The sequence below is a fragment of the Rhizobium sp. TAL182 genome, assembly GCF_002117725.1.
In the GTDB taxonomy this organism is placed as follows: Bacteria; Pseudomonadota; Alphaproteobacteria; order Rhizobiales; family Rhizobiaceae; genus Rhizobium; species Rhizobium esperanzae.
In genome coordinates this window covers 207873-230139 of record NZ_CP021028.1, presented here as the reverse complement: position 1 = coordinate 230139, position 22267 = coordinate 207873, and the positions used below count along the sequence as shown (strand labels likewise).

General features: G+C 59.6%; 17 protein-coding genes. 8 read left to right on the top strand and 9 right to left on the bottom strand.

The window, feature by feature from the left end; genetic code table 11:
- The 3 genes from Tal182_RS27665 (at position 1) to Tal182_RS27655 (ending at position 3043) form a co-directional block, all read left to right on the top strand.
- On the top strand, positions 1-990 hold the full coding sequence (locus Tal182_RS27665) for an ABC transporter ATP-binding protein (RefSeq protein ID WP_085861549.1): 990 nt from the start codon (positions 1-3) through the stop codon (positions 988-990).
- A 47-nt stretch (positions 991-1037) separates the two neighbouring features.
- Positions 1038-1796, top strand: coding sequence for an ATP-binding cassette domain-containing protein (locus Tal182_RS27660; protein WP_085861752.1), 759 nt, complete (start codon positions 1038-1040; stop codon positions 1794-1796).
- Between the two features lie 503 nt (positions 1797-2299).
- Positions 2300-3043 carry a hypothetical protein gene (locus Tal182_RS27655; RefSeq protein ID WP_125461509.1) on the top strand — a complete coding sequence of 248 codons (744 nt, stop codon included), beginning with the start codon at positions 2300-2302 and terminating at the stop codon, positions 3041-3043.
- Here Tal182_RS27655 and Tal182_RS33275 read toward each other — a convergent pair.
- The 4 genes from Tal182_RS33275 to Tal182_RS27635 form a co-directional block, all read right to left on the bottom strand.
- Complete coding sequence (locus Tal182_RS33275; protein WP_009996984.1) at positions 3038-3343, bottom strand: hypothetical protein; 306 nt, start codon at positions 3341-3343, stop codon at positions 3038-3040. The two genes, Tal182_RS27655 and Tal182_RS33275, sit on opposite strands and share 6 nt — an antisense overlap.
- Positions 3343-4908, bottom strand: a complete 1566-nt coding sequence (locus tag Tal182_RS27645) for an IS66-like element ISRel19 family transposase (RefSeq protein WP_009996985.1) — start codon at positions 4906-4908, stop codon at positions 3343-3345. Before Tal182_RS27645 ends, Tal182_RS33275 begins: the two co-directional genes overlap by 1 nt.
- A 72-nt stretch (positions 4909-4980) precedes the next feature.
- Positions 4981-5328, bottom strand: coding sequence for an IS66 family insertion sequence element accessory protein TnpB (gene tnpB / locus Tal182_RS27640; RefSeq protein WP_009996986.1), 348 nt, complete (start codon positions 5326-5328; stop codon positions 4981-4983).
- Positions 5325-5687 carry a transposase gene (locus tag Tal182_RS27635; protein WP_009996987.1) on the bottom strand — a complete coding sequence of 121 codons (363 nt, stop codon included), beginning with the start codon at positions 5685-5687 and terminating at the stop codon, positions 5325-5327. The genes tnpB and Tal182_RS27635 overlap by 4 nt, the downstream gene beginning before the upstream one ends.
- Positions 5688-5975: 288 nt before the next feature.
- Here Tal182_RS27635 and Tal182_RS32025 point away from each other — a divergent pair, with 288 nt between their 5' ends.
- Positions 5976-6347 carry a hypothetical protein gene (locus tag Tal182_RS32025; RefSeq protein WP_125461508.1) on the top strand — a complete coding sequence of 124 codons (372 nt, stop codon included), beginning with the start codon at positions 5976-5978 and terminating at the stop codon, positions 6345-6347.
- Positions 6348-6354: 7 nt separating this feature from the next.
- Here Tal182_RS32025 and vsr read toward each other — a convergent pair whose 3' ends face one another.
- The 5 genes from vsr to Tal182_RS27610 all read right to left on the bottom strand — a co-directional run bounded on the left by vsr (position 6355) and on the right by Tal182_RS27610 (position 14195).
- Positions 6355-6849, bottom strand: coding sequence for a DNA mismatch endonuclease Vsr (vsr, locus tag Tal182_RS27630; protein ID WP_085861547.1), 495 nt, complete (start codon positions 6847-6849; stop codon positions 6355-6357).
- Positions 6850-7139: 290 nt separating this feature from the next.
- Positions 7140-8345, bottom strand: a complete 1206-nt coding sequence (locus Tal182_RS27625; RefSeq protein ID WP_245344904.1) for a DNA cytosine methyltransferase — start codon at positions 8343-8345, stop codon at positions 7140-7142.
- On the bottom strand, positions 8342-10147 hold the full coding sequence (locus Tal182_RS27620; protein WP_085861546.1) for a response regulator receiver domain: 1806 nt from the start codon (positions 10145-10147) through the stop codon (positions 8342-8344). The genes Tal182_RS27625 and Tal182_RS27620 overlap by 4 nt, the downstream gene beginning before the upstream one ends.
- Positions 10147-13125 (bottom strand): ATP-binding protein, encoded by a 2979-nt coding sequence (locus Tal182_RS27615; protein ID WP_245344906.1) that lies wholly within the window; start codon positions 13123-13125, stop codon positions 10147-10149. The genes Tal182_RS27620 and Tal182_RS27615 overlap by 1 nt, the downstream gene beginning before the upstream one ends.
- Before the next feature lie 173 nt (positions 13126-13298).
- Positions 13299-14195: a GGDEF domain-containing protein gene (locus tag Tal182_RS27610; RefSeq protein ID WP_085861544.1), complete on the bottom strand. Its 897-nt coding sequence runs from the start codon at positions 14193-14195 to the stop codon at positions 13299-13301.
- 336 nt (positions 14196-14531) lie between these two features.
- Between Tal182_RS27610 and Tal182_RS27600 the strand changes: the two genes are divergently transcribed.
- The 4 genes from Tal182_RS27600 to Tal182_RS27585 all read left to right on the top strand — a co-directional run bounded on the left by Tal182_RS27600 (position 14532) and on the right by Tal182_RS27585 (position 22235).
- On the top strand, positions 14532-17144 hold the full coding sequence (locus Tal182_RS27600) for an AMP-binding protein (protein ID WP_085861542.1): 2613 nt from the start codon (positions 14532-14534) through the stop codon (positions 17142-17144).
- Between the two features lie 142 nt (positions 17145-17286).
- Positions 17287-20262, top strand: coding sequence for an AAA family ATPase (locus Tal182_RS27595; RefSeq protein WP_085861541.1), 2976 nt, complete (start codon positions 17287-17289; stop codon positions 20260-20262).
- Positions 20263-20293: 31 nt separating this feature from the next.
- Complete coding sequence (locus Tal182_RS27590; RefSeq protein WP_085861540.1) at positions 20294-21481, top strand: YcaO-like family protein; 1188 nt, start codon at positions 20294-20296, stop codon at positions 21479-21481.
- Positions 21384-22235 carry a TfuA-like protein gene (locus tag Tal182_RS27585; RefSeq protein ID WP_348627703.1) on the top strand — a complete coding sequence of 284 codons (852 nt, stop codon included), beginning with the start codon at positions 21384-21386 and terminating at the stop codon, positions 22233-22235. The genes Tal182_RS27590 and Tal182_RS27585 overlap by 98 nt, the downstream gene beginning before the upstream one ends.
- Positions 22236-22267 lie beyond the last annotated feature (32 nt).

Sequence of the window (22267 nt, the reverse complement as noted above, 5' to 3'; positions counted from 1 at the left end):
ATGGAGAATCTGGTCGAAATCGACAACCTGAAAGCCTATTACCGCGCCTTCCTCTATGGCGTCGATCGCGAGGTGCGCGCCGTCGACGATATCAGCCTGACGATCCGCCGCGGCGAGGTCTATGGCGTCGCCGGTGAATCGAGCAGCGGCAAGACGACGCTGATCAAGACCATTGCCGGCGCCATCCGGCCGCCGCTTCGGGTCGTCTCCGGCAGCGTCAAATTCCACTTCGGCGGCGGCACCCAGGATCTTTATGCGATGACGCCGGAGGAGCGCGTGGCGCTGCGCTGGAAGCATCTCTCCTATATCATGCAGGGCTCGATGAATGTGCTGAACCCGGTGCGCCGGATCCGCCATTCCTTCACCGATTTCGCCTTCCGCCACATGAAGGTGAGCAAATCAATCTTCTTCGAAAAGGTCGCCAACCACCTGCAGCGACTGAAGCTCGATCCGCAGCTGCTCGATGCCTATCCGCACGAACTCTCCGGCGGCATGCGCCAGCGCATGACCATTGCGCTCGCCACCATCCTGACGCCGGAATTCATCATCGCCGACGAGCCGACGACGGCGCTCGACGTCATCGTGCAGCGCGATGTGCTGTCGATGATCCGCGACATCCAGCGCGAGATGGGTTCCTCCTTCTTGTTCGTCACCCATGATATGGGCGTGCATGCGACGGTCTCCGACCGCATTGGCATCGTCTATGCCGGCCGGCTGGTCGAGGAGGCGCCGACGGCGAAGCTCTTCAGCGCGCCGCTCCACCCCTATACGCAGCATCTGGTCGGCAGCCTGCCGAAGATCGGCGACCCCACCACCCGGCCCTCGCTGGAGGGACGGCCGCCGAACCTTGCCATGCCGCCGGAAGGCTGCCGGTTTCACCCGCGCTGCCCGAAGCGCATGGAGATTTGCTCACAGAAGGTTCCGCCCATGGTCACCGTCGCGCCCGAGCGGCGGGTGGCGTGTTTTGCGGTTACGGGGGATCAGGTTTGACACTGCTTAGCCTCTCGCATGTGACGAAAATCTACCGCCAGGGCGGCATGCTCGGCCGGCGGCTGATCACCGCCGTCAAGGACGTCAGCTTCGAAATCGGCGACGAGCCGGAGATCCTCTCGATCGTCGGCGAATCCGGCTCGGGCAAATCGACGGTGGCGGCGATGATCCTCGGCCAGGCCGAGCCGACCGAAGGCGAGCTGCAATTTGCCGGCAAGACCGTCGCCATCCACAGCCGGGCCGAACGCAAGGCTTTCATGAAGGAGGTGCAGCCGGTGCTGCAGAACCCCTTCGAAGCCTTCAACCCGCTGAAGCGGGTCGATCGCTACCTCTTCGAGACCGCCCGCAATTTCTCCGCCTCCGGCAACCGGCCGGACCGGCGGGAGGTGGAGAAGATGGCCGATACCGCCCTCCACCATGTCGGCCTGACGCTGGAAGAGGTGAAGGGCCGCTTCCCCCACGAACTCTCCGGCGGCCAGCTGCAGCGCGTCGCCATCGCCCGCGCGCTGATCCCCGAGCCACGCCTGCTGGTGGCCGACGAACCGGTCTCCATGGTCGACGCGTCGCTGCGCATGGCAATCGTTAACCTGTTCGGCCGGCTGAAGAACGAACTCGGTCTTTCGATCATCTACATCACGCATGATCTGGCGACGGCTTATTACGTCAGCGACAATATCATCATCATGCGCAAGGGGGAGATTGTTGAGCGGGGGCGGGCGCGAGCAGTGTTGGATGATCCGCAGCATGCGTATTCAAGGGCACTGAAGAATGCGGTGTTGGCGGCGGATTTTGGCGCGGTGGGATAGTTGGTGTCGGGGAGGCGCCGAGTGCGCGTCTGTAACCTAAGGTAATTTCTTTACCACGCCGGCATAAAGTTCTAATTCGCTCAAGTAGCTAACGAACCATGCGACGCGCTGAACAACTAGTATCATCGATCCGAGCTTCTTATCTGGCGCGCACTCTAGATGCCTGGCGGGGTTACGAACGGGAGTTCTTAATCGAGCTCGTGCGCGGCCTCGATGAAGCATCTTTTGCATTCACCTTAGCACCCAATCGCGACCAGCTGATAAGAAACGATGAGGCCAGGCACTTCATAATGGCAGGAGCCGCATCAGCTTTGCGGCCATTTTTAAGAGTACTTCAGGATGTTTCCAACGGAGTACCGTGGAGATCGACCTCGCCGGAGTTTAGCGCTGTTGCTGACCGACATCTTATAAACTGCGGCCGACTTGCCGTCGTTCAGAGATATGCCGCCATGGAGCGGCATGGCTTAGCCGAGTCCACATTCCTCTCAGAGGATCATCTGATATTGGAAGTCGCCTCCAGCAATGATGACGATGAGGAACGAAGAGCAAGCGCTTGGTTGAGCTATTCGGCGCGTCAGCGTCTGTCGGCGATTGAGGGCCAGCTCGCTGCACGAAAGCAAGAAATGGCTCTTGGGATTGACCGTTACGCACGCGTTCAAGACGGCTGGTTCCTCCGATATGAACCCGACGAGGACACGACGGCTTATTATCGACACCTCGCAGAAATCTATAGTGCGGGAACGGCCGAAGCCAATGCTCTGCCAGAAGACACCCTTCTTGGCGGGCGCACATTTCGCAGCTGGAATGCATTGTCGATAACAGCCTACGGACGCGTGTTGCATCATATTGCCTGCGCCACGCGATTGATGGCGACCAGGCCCAATCTCGAGCTTCGCAACTTGTTAACCGCCTTTGCTCACAAGGAGGACGTGAAAGCGCTCTGGCAGCAGGCGGGAGAAAGCGCCTCGTCGGCGGATCAAGTCGTTGCCGGTCTGTCGCTGAATGCCGATACTGCGGCTATCTGCGAACACAATCATGAGCAGCCTCTCCCCTACTATATTGAATTCGGGAGGAACTTTGTCCTGCTGCCGATATTCGGGGGCATGCTGAATGCCAGCGCGGGATTGACATGGCACCTTCGCGCAGCCTTCCGACGCGATTGGGACAAGGCAGTCGACGGACGTGAACGTGTATTTCGTAAGCGTCCGGCGAACGCATTTTCGGGTGTCGAGAGATGGAATCTATAGGCCGCGTTTCATCTCATCGGCCATGATGCGGTCGATTATTTCAGGATCGCACTGTGTGTCGATGAGGAACTCGCGGATACCGCCGTCCCACGTCCTGATGTCGGCGAGTAGGCTTTGAAGTTCTTCGATGCCATTCTCGGTCAGACCCTTCGTGCCGTCTTCACTGCCATCGCCGACGTAAACCAGTTCGCCTTCGGAGATGTTGTCCGAGTTTGCGGTCACTTCTTCGATCAGTTCGAGGTTTTCGCCGATCATGCCGGCGACTTGGCTGAGTGTGTAGATGAACCTCGAGCGCGCCATCAGGCGGCCTCGCATCGAGCTTTTGCCGGCGTCCAGTTCCAAGGCAGGAGGTCTTCAATTCGGTCTTCGGGGTGATCCTGGATCCGGGTCAGGACATCCGTCAGATAGACCTCTGGATTATGGCCTTGCAGTTTGACCGTCTCGATGATGGTGAGGATGTTGGCGATGCGCTCGCCGCCCTTGTCCGAGCCGGCAAACAGCCAGTTCTTCCTTCCAATTCCAAGCGGACGCATGGCTCGTTCAGCGATGTTGTTGTCGATTTCGACACGGCCATCGTCGATGTAGACGCTCAAGGCTGCCCATCGCGACAGGGCATATCGCATCGCCTCGGCCAGCCTCTGCTTCTGAGGCAAAGTCGAGAGTGTCGCCTCGATCCAGGCCTTGAGTTCGTCCAGAACAGGCCGGGCATGGTGTTGGCGCAGGGTGCGCCGCTCGTCAGCCGACATGCCTCGGATACGGTTCTCGATATCGTAGAGAGCGCCGATGCGTGACAGCGCTTCCTCAGCGATCGGAGACGGCTTGAGCTTTATCACATCATGGAACTTGCGGCGCACATGCGCCATGCAGGCGGCTTCAATGATCTGGTTGCCATAGAGCTTCTTGTAACCCCCGTAGCCGTCGGCATGCATGACGCCGCTGAAGCTTGCCAGGTGATCAGCCGGATGTGCGCCCCTGCGGTCGGGGCTGTAGTAATAGGCAATGGCTGCGGGAGTGGCGGATTGATAGCCACTGCCGTCAAAGATGTAGACCCAGACCCTGCCGGTTTTTGTCTTGCCCCGCCCGGGGTCGAGAACATCGACCGGGGTATCGTCCGTATGTATTCGGTCGAGTGCGGCGATATGGGCCCTGATTAACAGGACAAGTGGTGTCAGCAATGCAGATACCCGGCCGACCCAGTCGGCCATTACGGATCGGGAGATGTCTATCCCCAACCGGTCGTACATCTCTGACAGGCGGTAGAGGGGAATGTGATCGTCGAATTTGGCGATCATGATGTGGGCGAGCAGCCCCGGCCCGGGTTTGCCGCGCTCGATCGGCAAGGTCGGCATCTCGCCAGCCACTGTCGTATCGCATTCCCTGCAGATCATGCGCTTCTCGACATGCCGGACAATCTTGACCGACGCCGGCACGTGCTCCAGCACCTGGACCACTCTGTCGGCCGCCTTCAGGAACGAAGTGCCACCGCAGGTCGGGCAATTGCAGGGAGCTGCATAGACCAGTTCTTCGGTGGTGAGATCATCGGGTAGAGGCTTGCGCTTCGGCTTCTCGGATGCGTCGTCCAACTCCGGCAGAGGCGGTTTCCCGGAGCGCTGTTCAGCCTCGGCCCGGGAGGCCTCGATCTCCTCCAACATCAGCTCGAATTGCTCGATCTTCCTGTCGATCTTTTCCGAAGACGCGCCATGTTGCCGATGTCGGAGAAGCTCCAGTTGCGCGCGAAGAAGCCCGATTATGGAGTCTCGCTTGATGACCTCGGCTTCCTGGCTCTCAAGTTTTGCCGCCTGTTCCGCGACGAGTGCGCGCAAAGTATTGAGCTCGTCCTGACTGTCCAGCGGCGCTGTTTCCATATCCGCGAAACTAGCCGATTTGCCTCTGACGCACCAGCGTTAAGCTTCCCATGCCCCTGCAAAATATAGCTTTTATCCCGTTCGGCCGGGAGCGGAAGTCCACGCCGGGCGTCGCCAATCGATCCCCTCAACGAGCATCGAAAGCTGCGCCTGCGTCAGGTGCGCTACACCCTCTTTCGCCGTCGGCCAGGGAAAGTATCCGCGCTCCAAAATCTTGTAGAACAGACAGAACCCCTGGCCATCCCACCAAAGCAGCTTGATCCGGTCCGCGCGTTTTCCGCGAAAGCCGAAGATTGCGCCCGAGCCCGGTGCCTCCCTCACGACCGTCTCCACCAGCGCGGACAGACCATCAATGCCACGCCGCATATCGGTCACTCCGCAGGCCAGATAGACCCTCACATTCCCCGATGGGCCGATCATACCGCCTCCACGCAAGCGACGAGCGGGCCAAGCAGCTTCAACTCAACGTCAACCGCAACCTTCAAGCTCCGACCGTTTCGAAGCAAGATCTCAACGATCGTCGGCCTTGTTGATGCGGTAGACGGCTGGCTTACGCCAACCTCCTCCGTGATTTCCACCGGGAGGAACACCGTCGGCCGATCGGCATAGTTGAATGATTGCCGCCACAAGCGGATCTGGCCCGGATGAATGTCGTGCCGGCGCGCCACATCGCCAATGCGAGCACCGGGCTCATCAGCTTCCGCAAGTATCCTCAGCTTCGCCTCGTCCGACCAACGCCGTCTGCGCTCGGTACCGGACATGATCTCTATGCGAGCCATGAAACCTCTTCGTTCTGGTATTAATGTCAGCACTAATGCTGGTTCTAATGCCAGAACATCGCCTGATTTGGCCGATCAGCAAAAACAGCTCACCGTACGCTCACTGTATTTCGGGATAACCTGCGGGATTTATTCAAGCCGCCGCGCTACACGGTTCCGGACCGAGGCTTCCATATCAAACGGTCGGACGGCACCGAGCTTACCGACATTGATGCGGTTGCGCTCGACAATGTGACGGGGCGTCTCTGCCTCATCCAGCTGAAATGGCCCGATATCTACGGGCGCTCCGTGACCGAGCGCAATAGCAGACGCATCAACCTGCTGAAAGCAAACGATTGGGTGGCTCGAATATCCGACTGGGTCGGCGGTCGATCTTCGAGTGACGTGTGCCGGGCATTGGGGCTCGGGAACGCCGGTTCGCCCCCACCAGCCATACTTGTACTCGCCCGCCACGTTGCTCGCTTCAGCGGAGAAAGCAATTATGACTCCCGGGCTCTATGGGAGAGCTGGCCGCGGTTGGTTAAAACATTCTACGAAAACCAAAACGCCGACATTTTCCACATCTTGGCCCATACGCAGCGTTCTGGCACGCTGCGCCGCGATCCGGCAGTCAATATCTATGAACTGCCCGGTTTGACCGTGGAAGTTCGTTTCTCCTAGGCCCACTTCAACGTTCATTTGGCGCTCTGTTCGGGTACTGTCGGCACTTGTTCGGGCCTGATTTAATTGAGGGAGGTTCTATACGTTGGGTAGCTGCAAACGTCGGAATTGCAGTTATGCGCTCGCGGATCAAATCGTCCCGCTTAGTCTCACATTCCCAAATGACCTCAACACGCCATCCAATTTCCTCCAATACTGCTTTCACACGCTGGTCGCGCGTCACATTCTTCGTCAGTTTCTCTATCCAGAACTCTCGCCTACTTTGGGGTATAGAGGCCCGCGGGCAGCCTTCGTGTCTATGCCAGAAACATCCGTGCACAAAAAGCACGAGGCGGTGTTTCGGAAATACGAGATCGGGTACGCCCGGAAGATCTTTTCGATGCAGGCGAAAGCGCAAGCCTAAAGCATGCGCAACTCTGCGGACTCGCATTTCCGGCCGTGTATCACGGCCGCGAACGGCGCTCATGATCCTGCTGCGTTCTGATGGAGAAAACCGGTCCATTCTTCTGCGAAATATAAAGTGTGATAAGGTCTCATACAAGCGTAAGCTGCTGACCAATCACCATATCCTATTGGTGCAAACAGGCGCAGCCGTCTCACGCGCCGAATATATCAGATCTCCGCTGGCGTCTCATAGCAACATTGCGCCGTTGGTTCCCTAACGTTTAGTCGGCGTGACCAAGGCGTGGGCGGCAGCGTTTGCGAGCAATTTCTACTCCGATCGCCTGCAGAACAGTTTGCGGATTTCAAGGGGATCCGCAATTTTCGGAAGCCGAAGATTTATTGCGGTGATCATGTTCCAACACAATGCGTACTCCGACGACCCGCGAATGTAGTGTCTGGAGATGCGAGTGCACGGATAACCTGATCACAAAGGGCGTGCGCTAGCCGCACCGGGACAGCGTTGCCGATTTGAACCCCCGCTGCCATCAGTCCGCCTTCGAACACGAAATCCTCAGGGAAGGTTTGTAGTCTGGCTGCCTGACGCGCCGTTATACCATGGTGTTCAGTCGGATGCACGAATCGTCCCTTAGAGGGATTTATGCATGCGGTGGTCATGGTCGGCGACGGTTTCGAAGGATCAATTCGCCCATAAACGTCACGATGCCCATCGTGGTTCTGATGGCAAAGAAGTTGCCTATTTGATTGCGCGCGCGACCCCCCGTTCAACGGTGTGCTTTTAAAGGCTTCAACGAGTTCGGCCCCATGAGTCATGTGCACATCATTTGCGTCATCGGCGAGAGGCAAAATAGCGAAGGCGTCGGCAGCGGTACGCCACGGCAGCAGGGGGCCGAAGCGTCCGGCTTTGGAGGGGTTTCCATGAGATTGCCGAGGCGGCCATTCGGCTTTGAAGTCGATGCGCCTGGAGTCGTATCCGAGGATAAAAACGCGCTTCCTGTTCTGAGGCACGCCGTAATCCTGTGCGTTGACGATAACGGGATCGAAAACCTCATAGTCCTGTTCGCGAGCTGCTCCGAGAAATTTGTTCAGATAGTTTGCATGTTTGGAATGGAGCAACCCGGGGACATTCTCAACGAGAAAGATCTTGGGACGAATCGCACGGACGAATGAAAAATAACGCAGGAGCAATGCGTTTCGAGGATCATCGACTCCAGCATCATTCAAGCGATGCGACGAGAAGCCCTGACAGGGTGGACCGCCGAGAAGCAGGTCGCAGCGCCCCTCGATCAGTCCAGCCTCGTCCATGACGTCGCAGGGATTCAGTTCAAGAATGTTATTCTCAAAGACTGCAATCCTGCGCCCGTTTTTGTTTCTGATCTGCTTTCGATAGGTCGATGCGGCATGCCGCGAGTACTCTACCGCGGCCCTAAGTTCGAAGCCCGCTTCGATGGCACCCAGAGAGAAGCCCCCCGCCCCGGCAAAAAGATCAACGCACAGGGGTGACGGCAAATAATCTTCTCTAACGGTACTTAAAGCCGGTATTTTTTCTTCACCGACTGGGCAATCCCGGTGCGGGTCTGTCAGTTCGAACATCATTGGCCCGCGGCTTCATCGACTTCAACCTGCTGATCGCCAGCGCTCACGAAGTCCAGACCGATTCTCGATTGGGATGCAATAAACCGAGATTGAATTTCCAGTGCGTATTCGTACCGGAGCATCCCGCAAACGGTCGCCTCTATGGTCTTAATCTTGGGAAACTTTGCCCGCTTCGTCTTTGGGGCACTGACGTAGCTGACGCGACAGCGTGGTGCATCCTCATTCGGAAGATAACCGTCATTCTGCACATACATCATCATCCAGGCGGGCGACGCGCCCGGTGCGACTGCGGCGGAGAAAGCCAAACGTTTTGCCTCGCCTCCAGGGCTAGTGATATTTGCAAAGATCTGTCCGCCTCTATTCGCATTCGCGATTGCGTCCGCAGGCTTTTGAGGAACAAGCTTTAACGCGGTAAACCTCTTGATCCCCTCCATTCTGTCTGATGGTTTGCCGCGATGCACTTTAGGCACCATGTCGCACGCAGGCGTGAGGCAGAGCCAGTAGATATCTTCAATTCGCAATATATGGCCCAGTTCGAGATGTACGCTCCTGACCGGTTTACTGCCGACAAACGCGTTGTGTCCCATCTTCGCTGTGGTCAAAACCTCAGCATCCGACAGGTCGACGGAAAAGTGGCCTTTTACAGCTTCGAGAGCGCCGCGCTTGCGGTCAACGCTGATGATATCTTTGGCGAAGGACGTGACATTCGGGAGCAGCTTGTCGAGTAGCTGCTCGGCATAATTGCGGACGGTTCCGGTCACGATGGCATCGAGATTCTGGGCGCCAGCTTCCAGTAGCCGATGATACCATATCGCGCCAATATCCGGATCGCCTAAGGCATCATCCTGCACCTCAATGCCCCTTTCGTTCATTTCAGCTCTAAGTTTAGTGAGCATTAAGCGAGGAGGACGCGGGTTCCAGGCGATGAGTGCCTTCTGAATGGCCGGAAGCAGTTCCTTATCGTCATCTTTTGACTTGAACGCTATGAAGCCTCTTGCCGCTCGGATGAATTTTACCTCCCCGTCGTTCCAGAAGGTCACGCCGAGATTTTCGCTGGCAAGCCTTTCAGCGTTGTCTTGTTCGAAAATTTGTAAGGCATGATAAACTGCCGTCAGCCACTCGCTGCGGGCCAAATTCGCTTTCTCGAAAAGCGCCTTGGTGTCACCCCAGGGAGCCTCTCCCTTGTGCAGCGCCTTGCGCAAGTTTTCGCGACCTGACCTGATCGCCCAATTGTACTGACGGTCCCGCACAGCCGCCAGCAGCGCATCTTCTTGTGAATTGAGAAATTCCTGCAGCTTGTTGCCAACTTCGATCTCGCATTGCGAAAGGGCTGGCATCGAAAAGCCGACGAGGAATTCGTGAAAGACTCGCTCAAGGCTCTCCTGTGTATGAACCAAGATCAAATTGAAATGCTTGTTGGCCAAAGCCTGCCGTGCAATTCGCACCGCTTTCGATCCGTCCCCCTCTCTCGATTTCTCAAGCTGGTAATCCAGAATCAGGAGATCAGTCTGATGGAGAATATGTACCTGCTGTTCATCCGTTTCCTCGCTCGGCGAGGTGCCGTCATGGATGTCGAGAAGGTAAGGCGCTTCAGGGCGACGGAATTCTTCAATTACCTTTCGAACTTTTGCTCGGTTCTCTGCCTTCTTGTTCCAGTCTTTATGGGCGAACTTCTGCAGAAGGATTGGATCGTCCTGGAGGATTTCGTGGAACGTAGGGTAATCGTCATCGACGATGAGCACAGAACGGATTGGATCGATAAAAGCTTCGCCGATCAGGTCATTATAATTCTTCTCGGTCATCACTCCCCCTGCGGTCCGAGGTCCGCATCTCTAAAATTTATATAGAATGCTGCGCCGGCTAAGGATGGCCTGTCCTGTTTGTTTCTGTAACGAATCGTATGCCCTCCCGCCGAAAGATTGGCGCGGGCAAGATAAAGTCCGACACCCCGGCCGTAACGCTCCTTTCTTGTGAAAAACAGCTTGAAGATGTGTTCCTGATCGTCCCCGGATATACCCGGGCCACTGTCGGCAACAACCACTTCGTTGTCGACGACATCCAGAAGGATTTCCCGCTTCGCTCGAGGTACGGTGCCGACCCAATAAATGCTGTTGTTTACGAGGTTCATGAAAACAGGTAGGACTCGCGCAGGACGTTCGAACAAACGTATAGCCATAAAATCTTGAGTTGCGGTAAATGCGATGCCAGCCTCAGCGAATTTTGGTGCAAAGAAACGTCGGATGAAATCTGCGATCTCGGCACCGCCGATCCAGCGCTGCAGTTTGTCACCAGAGAGTCGCAACGGGGAAAGGAAACGCAGTTGGTCGGTCAGACCTTCGATGCCGAGTCGAATATCACGAACGGCCGGGGTATCGCGCATGTCTTCGGGTAATGCTTTAAGGCCCGCAGTGGCCATCTCATCCAGGTCCTGCAGGTCATGGGCGGCGATTTCGACTGCGATTCCCAGTTGAGCCAGAGCAGTTAGTCGATCGAGCTCCGCTGCAGCTTCGCGAAGATTCTGATTCTGGACGCTTGCAAGTGTTTCCAGATCTATCTCTTCCTTCACACTCTCGAGCGCAGATACATAGATACCGAAAACAGAGCGGTTCTCTTCCACCCACTCGTCCCGCAACTTACGGATCAATTCGATGACGATACTCAATTCAGAGCTGCCAGCCTGCAGCCTCGACGCGATAGCATCGGCCTCACGCCGGAATTCGATCATGCGACTCTGAGCTAACTGCTTTACCGAGTCATACTGCTCGCGTTGAAGAGAGACGATGACTGCCTGGAACTGCTCTACTTGAAGACGAACGGCCTGGTCGGCTTCCTTGATCTGAGCCTCGACGATTTCTGAGGGCTTCGCCGCCTTGTAGCGATCCATTTCCTGCCGAAACTTTTCCTCGTAGGCTATGATCGCTTCAGAGATCGTTTCCGCGTTGGCTCTGGCTGCCTGATAACGTTGAGAGAATCGTGCAGAACCCGCAGGTAAGGGGCGAATTGAAGTATCGGCCAGCTCGCTCCGCCATTCCGACAGGCGACCAATAGCCGATGTTACATCAGAATCCTTTTCGACTGAGAGTGTCCGAGCCCCCTCCCCAATCTTTCCCAGCAGCATTGGCAGCCGCTGCTCGGCGCGCTCAAGTTCCGTCTGAAACTGCTTGCGCTCTTTTTCTCGAAGCTTCTTGGCCTCTTCTTCGGCCCGGCCTGCCCTGTTCCGAGCCTTGATATCCGTCAGGCGAGGCTTGCGAATTTCGGATGCCGAGCCAAAGTACCGCCGAGCGGACTGATCGAGGATATTCCCGACGATGGCGCGAAAGGTTTTCGCCGCCGTGTTGTCGATAAAACCTTCTCTTCCAGCTTTATCTTTAAGGTTTGGGTTGTGGTCACGCGTCAAAGCGATGCGGCCGAACATCTGCCGGTGGTTCCAGAAGTAACGGCCCGCATTTTTGCTGCGCTTGTATTCGATTTCGAAGAAGTCGTTATCTTCGCGTCCGTAAGGAAGCACGCGCAGCCCGTCACGATAAATCATTAGACCGGAATAGTCCTTTGCCAAATCTGTATACCGAATGTGCTCGGCGCGGGAATGCGTGGAGTTTTCAGGCTCGAATTCCATGGAGGCGATGTACAGTTCGAACGGCCCGACTCGCGAAGCTGACCTATCAGGCATCAAAAGCCCTTTCGGTAGCTCAAATTCAACACTTTCCTGCAGCCAGGTGCCAAATGCCTTCAACTTGCCGCGGAAGATACCGTCTTCGCCGACCGTGCCGTCGATCTGATGCTCCATTTCCTGTACCTGCACACGATCTATCGCCTTCTCAGCTCCAACAATAACCTTTATGCGCGTCGCATCCGAAACAACGGCGCGCACATCAGCGCTGTAGGCGAATTCCGGGCGCTTTCGGCCGACGGAATACGGGTCTACGAAGTTTGAGAGGGTCCTCTGAAAGCGGTCGGTATTATCGGCTTTCACAAGGTCAGTGTCGCCGGTCGCAGGCAGTGCCCGAAGTGAATCATCGAGATCAAAGACGAGCATCGCCGTCCCACTGCCTTCCCAACCCACTAAATGATCAGGGCGAAAGGGCAGCCGCTTCATGCCCTGGATAATCCTTTCGGAAGGCATCAGCCCCAGTTGGGATGGGTTTTCTGCAAGCCACTCACGGTCATAACGGAGCCAGGGTTCGCGGACGGATAGTTTATCTGCCTTCCGCCAGTCCCGACCGTCTTCAAGTATGCTTGCCACCAGTACATCTGCGAGAGAAGCTAGCGATGAAAAGATATCTTCCTTGGTAGTGAAATCGCCAGTGGCAACGGCAACCTCCGACAAATTCACAAACGGATTCTCGAACATACGCCAATCGATGAGCGCAACGACATAGTCCTCCTCGCGATGTTTGCTGATAAGCAGCAGGATCGAGCCCAGCTTTGCACTGGAAAGCCGACCGATTCCCTTTTGACCTTGTCGGACGCGGATCGGCAGCCCGTTACGGTCTGCAGAAGCTGTGGGCACGCTGTCCGATATCTTGCTCTCCGTGCCTATGACGAGCCACCGCTCGAACAGGTCGCGCGCACGCATGCCGTGACCGTCATCGGTCAACACAGCGACCGGCAGTTCCTCGGCAAAAACCCTTAGTCTCACGCTACGTGCATAGGCGTCCCAGGAATTTTTCCAGAGTTCGGAAACCGCAGTAGGGCAATCCGCGATCTGTTCACGACCGAGATGGTCGATCGTCCTGGCACGCGTGGCGAAGGTCCTGGTAGCGACGGCAGTCTGGTCCACAATCAAGCAACTTTCAGTTTTAGAGCCGCCTGGCTTTCGAAGTTAGCACGAAACACTATCATTATGCATCAAACTGTTAACGAGGAATATCAACCATCATGAATTGCAGCAGAAATGCCGAGGCTTGCATTCGGATGATGGGAGCTGAACTTTTGACAGGTCAACCAAGCATCCTAAGCCGCCCGCACCCTATCCCGACCACTCATCTTGGCATCATAAAGCGCCTGATCCGCCCGCCGGTAAAGCTCAGACGCACTGTCAGTCGGCACACACCCGGCGATGCCAGCAGAACACGTGTAGCTGAAATCGGGCGATTCCGGCAGCGGCCGGGAGAAGCGGATCACAGTCAGCATCCGCTCGACCATGGCAAGAGCGTCTTCCGGGCCGGTGGCCGGCATGACGAGGAGGAATTCTTCGCCGCCGACGCGGCCGAAACAATCGTTGCGGCGGACATTCTGGTGGATGCGGTGGGCGAAATCGCGCAGCACGAGATCGCCGGCGTGGTGGCCGAGCCGGTCGTTGATGCGTTTGAAATTGTCGATGTCGAAGACGGCGAGGCAGCCGCTGCTGCCATGCCGGGCGGCGGCCAGCATGTCTTCGACGCGCGCCATCACGAAGCGGCGGTTGGCGACGCCGGTGAGCTCGTCGGTGTAGGAAGCCTTGATCGCCTGATCGCGATCCTGCCGGACAGTGCGGCCATGGGCTCTCAGCCGGGTAATGTCGCTGGCGATGCAGAGCATCCAGCCGTTACTCTGCACCGCCTCGGTCATCCACAGCCAGCGGCCGTCGGAAAGATCCGTCTCGAAGGCCCGGTAGCCGATCTTGCCGCGGCGCGACTGGGTCGAGCGCAGCCATTCCTCGAAATTATCGGTGCGGATGACGGTGCCGCGGCCGAGATCAAAATTGCGCCGCATCAGATCCGGCCAGAGCGGCGTTTCCTCCGGCTCGATGAAATAGGCCGAGCGGAAGGCGCTGTTGGCATAGCGCAGCCGGTCATCGCCATCATAGACCGCCATCAGCGTTTCCGTCTGCGCGGAAAGATGGAGAAGCTGTTCGATTGTCTCGTCCATACAGCACCCTGTCTGGTTGCCCTGGCAACAGATGGCGCAGAAATCCTATGAGAAAAGAGCCGCCCGGCAAGCAAAGGCGCTTGCCGTGATTACGGAAACGTCAACACGCGCCATTCCCGCTGGTGATCGACATCGGCTGCGACTGGATTGAAACGAACAGCCATCCGGCGCTGCACGCTGAACTCGCCGCCGCGGTGGTGACGACACCCCTCCTCCAGCGCGTGCGACGACCGCAGCAGTTGGCGCGGCGCAGATATGCACCTGGAAATTAGTTGACTGCGATTGTCAAGGATTATACGCGCTTCGGCCAGTTTTCTGCCAATCCGAAGCGTCCGCATGATCCCCGCCAACCTGTTTTCCGAAATCGCTCGCGCCGACGATCGCCCTGCCCTTGTCTTCGCCGACGGGCGGACGCTCTCCTACGCCGACCTCAACGCCCGGACGCGGCGCTTTGCCGAGCGGCTGGGAGGCGGGGAAAAGCGGCTCGTGGCGATTTCGGCCGAGATCTCGGAACATGCGATCGTCGCCTATCTCGGCGCCTTGCGGGCCGGCCATGCGGTGGCGATGTTGCCGCCCTGCGACGACAGGCTGTGGCGAGAGTTTCTGTCGGCCTTTCAGCCCGACTTCACCTTTCGCCCGGCCGATGGCCGCTGGCGGCTCGTCGAGGAAACCCGGTCCGGGCAAAGTGCTGCGCCGCTGCATCCGGATCTCGCTCTGCTGCTGATGACATCGGGCAGTTCGGGCCCGGCGAAAGCCGTGCGCCTGTCCCATGCCAATCTCGACGCCAATGCGCGCGCGATCGCTTCCTATCTCGAGCTCTCCCCTGCCGACAGAACCGCGCTCGTCCTGCCGCTTCACTATTCCTACGGCCTCTCCGTCCTCCATTCGCATCTGGTTGTCGGCGGCAGCATCTTCATGCCGGGCGTCTCCGTGGTCAGCGAGGATTTTGCAAGGCTGCTCGGCGAAAGCGGCTGCACCAATCTTTCGGGCGTGCCCTATTCCTATGAGCTGATGGAAAAGACGGGCTTTCGAAGCCACGAGTTCAAGGCGCTGCGCTTCATGACGGTGGCCGGCGGCCGCATGGCGCCCGAGCTCATCCGTCTCTACCGCGACCACGTGCGCGCGAGCGGCGGCCGCTTCTTCGTCATGTACGGCCAGACCGAGGCCGCCGCCCGCATCGCCTTTGTGCCACCGGAAAGCCTGGGCGACCATGAAGAGCGGATCGGCATCGCCATTCCCGGCGGCCGGCTGAGCCTCGTTGGCGATGACGGGCGTCCGCTCGACCGAGCCGGTGTTGCCGGGGAGCTCGTCTATGCCGGCCCGAACGTGATGATGGGCTACGGTACGGACCGCGCCGATCTTCAGCGGGGGGCCGAGGTCGCGGCATTGATGACGGGCGATATCGCCATGCGCGACGAGGACGGTTTCTACAGGATCGTAGGGCGCAAGAGCCGTTTCGCCAAGGTCGCGGGGCTGAGGATCGGCTTCGACATCATGGAGCAGGTGCTGGCCGAAGCGGGGATCGCGGCTGCGGTCGTCGGTGACGATCACGGTCTGCAGGCCTTTGTGAGCGATGCTGACGAGGCCGACCGGGCGCTCCAGCTGCTCGTCGAGGCGAGCCATCTTCCCGCCAGCCTTGTTACCGTCAGGGCGCGAAGCGAGCTTCCGAGGCTTGCCTCCGGCAAGATCGACTATGCGGCCCTCGGCGAGGAGATGCTGGCGGCGCGCGAGATGAGCCGTGTGGCGGTGCTCAGCGTGCTCGATGCCTATGCGGGGGTGTTCTACCCCCACACGGTCAGCCGCAACGACAGCTTCGTCTCGCTCGGCGGCGATTCGCTGCGCTTCCTGCAATTGACGATGGCGCTCGACCGGCTTGGCATCGAGCTGCCGCAAGGCTGGGAGCAGCGGCGAATCGCCGAGCTCGATATAGCCCCGCGGCTCACCGCGCCGGGCCGGAGCGCAGAGTTCAGGGCGCTGCCGACCGATCTGGTTCTCAGGGCAATCGCCATTCTGCTCGTCGTCATCCATCACGAGATGCTCTGGCCCATTCCCGGCGGATCGGGCGTGATGCTGCTCCTCGTCGGCTTCAGCCTGGCGCGCTTCCAGTCGGGCCATTTCCTCGCCGGCGATTTCCGCCACGCGCTGCGGCCCGGCATCAATGTGCTCATCCCCTATTTTCTCATCGTCGCCGCCTATGGGCTCGCGTGGCAGACGATTCCCTGGGCCTCGGTGACGCTGACCGGCAATTTCGGTTATGCCGAGCCGGAGCGTCACGAGATGCTTCCCTATCTCTACTGGTTCATCGAAGCCTATGCGCAGACGCTTCTCGTCTTCTCGCTCATCTTCGCCCTGCCTGATGTGCGCCGGCTCGCGCGGGCGCGACCCTTCGCCTTCTCGCTGGCGCTGCTGGCGCTGGCGGTCACCGCGCGGTTTTCGCTGCCGTACGTCTTCGATATCGGCCGGCGGCAGATTTTCACCCTCTACTGGGGCCTGCATCTCGGCCTGTTCGGCTGGTGCGCGGGCCTGGCCGGCAGGCCGGAGCAGCGGCTCATCCTGACGGTCATTGCCGCCGCCGTGCTCGGTTATCTCGCCTTCTGGGAAACGCTCTGGATCGGCACGACGGTCAAATATCTGACGATCTTCGCCGCACTGATGGCGCTTCTCTATCTGCCACGCATTCCCCTGCCCGTGCGGCTGGGGCGGCTGGTGACGCTGATCGCCGTCTCGGCCTTTCCGACCTACCTGCTGCACCGCTTCGTGCCGGAACTGCTGATGCCCGAGGCAGCGGACGTGCTGCCGGCTCCGCTCTTTCATCTGCTGGCGATATCAGGCGGCCTGGCGGTCGGCGTCATCGCCAACAGAACCGCGGCGGATCTTCGCAATCTGCTGGGCGGCATAGCGACGGCCCGCGGCACGGGCGGGCGCGCCATTGCGGCGGAGACGGCCTGAGCCGTTTTCGGCGCGGTTATGCCCGGGCTGACGCAGATCAGGCGAAATCGCGGATATATTAGCGCCACCGCACGAAAAGCTTGCATGCAAGCACTAAATCGGATGTGCTGAACACGGCTTCTGTGGTGTTGGGCAACCGCAAATGAAAACCCTCGACGCACGAATTCGGTTCACAGGTGAGCGGCGACAGGTCACTGCCCTTTTCTATGACATCGTCGGCTCGACGGAACTGCTATTGCGGAGTGAGCCCGAGAAATTCTTCCGATCGGTTTCGGCGTTACATCAGAATGCCGAAACGATCATAAGAAAACACGGCGGGTTTCTTCATCAGCGGCTCGGCGATGGCGGATGCTGCTTCTTCGGATATCCCGAGCAATCCGAAGATGCCGCCGAAAGCGCGGTGCAGGCATCTCTGGAACTGCTGCACATCGCCACCGGCAGCAAAACCAAAGCGCGCACGCCCTTCCAGCTGCGGATCGGGGTCGCCACCGGTCTCGTGGTCTTCTCCACGGAAGGTGATGAGATTGTCGGCACGGCGCCGGTACTGGCAGCGCGTCTGCAGGCGGAGGCCGAGCCCAATTCCGTGCTGGTCGCCGATTCCACAGTTCGGCTCACCCGGCACAAATTCGACTATAGGCTGGTTCGCGCAGCACGGTTGAAGGGCTTCGAAGATCCGATTGCGCTCTGGCGGCCGCAGGAGCGTGACCGGTCAGCGCCCGAAGCATCGCCGTCCGAGGGGCGCGACAGGCCGATCCGCGGCCGGGAAAAGGAGCTTGCCGCCCTTTCCGGCGCTTGGGCTTCGGCGCTCGAAGGCAAGGGAAGCCTGATCGCCGTCGTCGGCGAGGCAGGCATCGGCAAATCGAGACTGGTTGGCGAATTCGCCGGACGGCTGCGGCAGACCGCGCATGAGACGGTGGTCTTTCAGTGCGGCAGGCGCCTGGAGAGCCAGCCCCTGCATCCCTTCCTTTCTTTTCTCGAGAGGCTGGTCGAGCCCTCGGTTCTGAGGGATGGCGACCGTGAGACCTTCGTGCGGGCGCTTCAGGCGTCCGGCCGAGAGGTGGACGCCGCCGTCGCCGACGCAATTCTCTCATTCACCGCCGACCGTTCCTTGCCAATGTCGCGCAACATCCGCGTCTCCGACCCATCCGGGCTGGCGTTCCGGCGCAAGGTGATCGAAGCCGCGGCCGGGATTCTGACCTGCAAGGCGCCCGCTGTGCCGACGCTGCTCATCTTCGAGGATGTTCACTGGGCCGACGACATGACGCTTGAGCTGATCGACAGGCTGGGGTCGCTGGCCGGCGGGCTGCCGATCCTCGTGGTGCAGACATCGAGACTCAGGCGGTCTCTCGCGGTTGCAACCGAGATCGAGCTGTCGGGGCTGAGCTCTGCCGCGGTTCGCGATCTCGTCGCCTCGATCTGGCGTGAGCATCCGCCGCCCGGGCTTTCGGATTTCATTCTCGATCAATGTGACGGCATGCCGCTCTACGCCGAGGAACTGGCCTATTTCTTTCAGGGAAGGCAGCCCTTGGGCAAGTCGCTCTCCGAATGGCAATGCCTGCTGCGCGACGGCAGCGTCACCTCGCTCAATGATCTGCTGTCCGCCAAGCTTGCTGCGACCGGTTCGGCACGGCGGGTGGCGCAGATTGCCAGCGTCATCGGCCGCGAATTCAACATCTCGCTGCTCATCTACCTGCTCGAAGGCGTCAGCCGCCGGAGCGTCGACGCCGATATCGACCGGCTGCTTTCCGAGGGCATCATCGAGCGTTCGTCCGCCACGCAGGGCTCCTTTCAGTTCCGGCACGTGCTCGCGCAGGAGGCGGCCTATGGCAGCCTGCTGAAGAGCGACCGGCGCCGCATCCACCGGCGGATCGCCGATCGGCTGATCACCGAAGCAAAGCCCAGCCTGCCGGCTGCGATCGCCGCCTGGCAATGTGCCGAGGCCGGTCTGCATGATGCCGCCGCCCGCTTTGCCCTGGCGGCGGCGGAAGCAAGCGTTCTGCGCTCGGCCATGCACGAGGCCAACGTCTCGCTCGAACTGTGCGCGCGGGAGGTGGCGAGCCTTTCCCGGCGCCACCTCGAGCGCATCGAACTCGCCCTCAGCCTGTGCGAACTTCAAGGCGTCGTGGCGAGCGCCCTCGAAGGCGAGGGATCGGAGAGCGCGCGGCGGGTCTATTCCCGCGCCATGCAGCTTCTGCAGAAACAGCCGCCGGCCGTGCGGATGAACCATTTTCCGGTCTATTGGGGATGGTGGTTCACGGCACCCAACATTCTGACGCAGCAATCACGCGCGCGCATTCTCGTGGCGGACATGCAGGCCGTCGAGGATCGGGAGACGAGGCTTCAATCCTATCACTGCGGTTGGGCGACCAGCTTCCACGCCGGCGAGCACGGCTTTTGTCTCGATTGCGTTGCCAATGGCCTGAAGCTCTACGATCCGGAAAGCGCGGTCAGACATCGCGCCTTCTTCGGCGGACATGACGCCAAGGTCTGCGGGCTTGGCGAAAGCGCCCTCTCCTATCTGCTGCTCGACGATGCCGGGGCCAGCGAAACTGCGATCAGCGAGTGCCTGGAATGGGCTGGTTCGACCGATCATGCCGGCAGCATGGTGCATGCGCTTTATTACGCCATCGTGCTCCGCCGCTGCCAAAGCCGATATGACGACGTCCATGCGCTCGGCGAACGGATGCTGGCACTGGCCGAGCGGCATGGGCTGGCCGCCAGCCAGGCGCGCGCCAATATGTATTGCGGCTGGGCGGAGCTGATGACCTCATCGGCCGCGCGCGGCGAGGCGCGTTTCAAGGCCGGCCTGCTGTTGCAGCAGCAACTGGGCACCGACGACAATTTTTCCATGCACAGCGACATGCATGCGCAGGTGCTGCAGCGGCTCGGAAGGCCTGCCGAAGCGCTGGCAACCATCCAGAATGCGATCAGCGTCGGCCGCAGCAGCGGCCAGTCATTCTGGCTGGCTGAGCTTTATCGCCTCAGCGCGACGCTGAGGCGCGATCTGAATGAAACGCCGGCATCGATAAGAAGAGACCTGACGCGCGCGATCCAGATCGCCGAGGGACAGAAAGCCGCCTGGCTGGCGGCAAGGGCAAAGCGCAGCCTGGACGCATAGCCGCGGCCGTAACCTGAGATGGAAGGATGCGATGGACGAAGGGAGGCGCGATAATATCCTCGATATCATCCTTGATACCGCCCTTGATGCTGTCCTTGATATCGGGGGGGCCCCCTCGCCTCCCGATCCCGGGCAGACGGTGCAGCGCATCCTGGCGCGCAGAGAGGATTACGGCATTACCAGGCTGGGTTCGATCACCGGGCTCGACCGGATCGGCATCCCGGTCGTCCAGGTCGTGCGGCCGCGCTCACGCTCCGTCGCGGTCAGCCAGGGCAAGGGGCTGACCTTTGCCTTAGCGGCGATATCGGGCCTGATGGAATCGCTCGAGGGCTGGGCTTCGGAGCGGATTGCTCCGGAGCGCATCTTCACGGCAAGCCTGCGTGACATGGAACGGGGAGACTGGTCGCACCTCGGCGCCGGCCGCGGCGCGGAGACGCTTTCCTGGATTGACGGGCTCGATCTCTTTTCGGGGCGGAAAATCGCCGTTCCGCTTGCCCTTGTGGACTCCGCCTATATCGTCCCGTCGCCGCATCCCCATTGGCTCGCCCGCGACACGACGGGACTTGCAGCAGGCACCAGCCTTCAAGGCGCGGTGCTGCATGCGTGCCTTGAAGTTCTGGAACGGCAGGCCCGCTGCACGGCAATGAAGACGCCGCATTTCTTCGACCGCTTCCAGATCGACAGCCGGTCCGTTCAACGGGGAAGCGCCGGTGAGATCATCCGGCGTCTGTCCAAGGCAGGGTTTGTCGTCGGGATCTGGCAAATCCCGACGCCGCATGCGCTGCCGGTCTATTGGTGCCATGTCATGGAAGATGCAAGCCGAGCCCCCTTTGCGCCGCTGCCGGCCGAAGGCTTCGGCTGCGATTTCAGCCACGACAGGGCGCTGACGAGCGCCTTGCTCGAAGCCTGCCAGTCCCGGCTCGGCGTGATTTCAGCGGCGCGCGACGATATCAGCGCGGAGCTTTACGGCGATGCCGACGCCGCGGAATTAACCGCCTGGCGCGCAGAGCTCACAAGAGGCGGCCGGCCCTATGTCTGCGAAGAGGGGGCCGCCGCCGGCAGCCGCTCCATCCGGATGGCCATCGAGGCATTGAAGCTGGCGGGCGCGCAGGCGGCCGCTCTTGTGGTTCTTCATTCCGATGATCGCGTGCCGCTCCACGTCGTGCGGGTGGTTGCTCCGCCGCTGGAAACCAATCCGGAGGCCGATCTTGCCCTGTGATATCGTGGTTTTTCTCGGCCCCACGCTTTCCGAGACCGAGGCCCGGACATATCTCGACGCGATCTATTATCCTCCGGTCGGATGCGCGGATGTGGTGCGGGCCGTGGCGCGACATCAGCCTGCGGCGATCGTGCTGATCGACGGCGTTTTCGGGGAGCTTCCGGCGGTTCGCCACCAGGAAATTCTATGGGCAATGGCGCGCGGCGTTCGCATCTATGGCGCCGCCAGCATCGGTGCGCTGCGGGCTGCCGAACTCACGCCCGAGGGCATGATCGGCCATGGGATGATCTACCGCTGGTACCGGCGGCACCCGCTCGCCGACGATGCCGATGTCACCGTGCCGATGGCGCCCGCAGCACTCGGATCACGCGCATTGGGCGATGCTCTGATCGACATCAGGCTGACACTCAGAAAAGCCGAACGCGCCGGCATCATTCAAAGGCGGCTTCGAGACGTGCTTGAAACGCTGGCGCGCACAATTCACTTCAGCGAAAGATCATATTCCAGGCTTCTGGCGGCGGCAGAAAACAACCGGGCCCCCGCCAACCAGCTTCAAGCACTAAAAACTTGGCTGAAAATTGGCGCCACAAGCCGGAAGCGGACCGATGCGGTAAATCTGCTGGCATATCTCGCCGGTCAAAAGATCAAACGGCCGAATACGCTTGCTCCTTGTAAATTTGAACTTACCGAATCATTCGCCAATGACATGGAGTACTACAACATGCTCGACAGTCTCTTGCCGAAAGGCACGTAGTACTGGTATAGTGGACGATCGCTTGACATTGG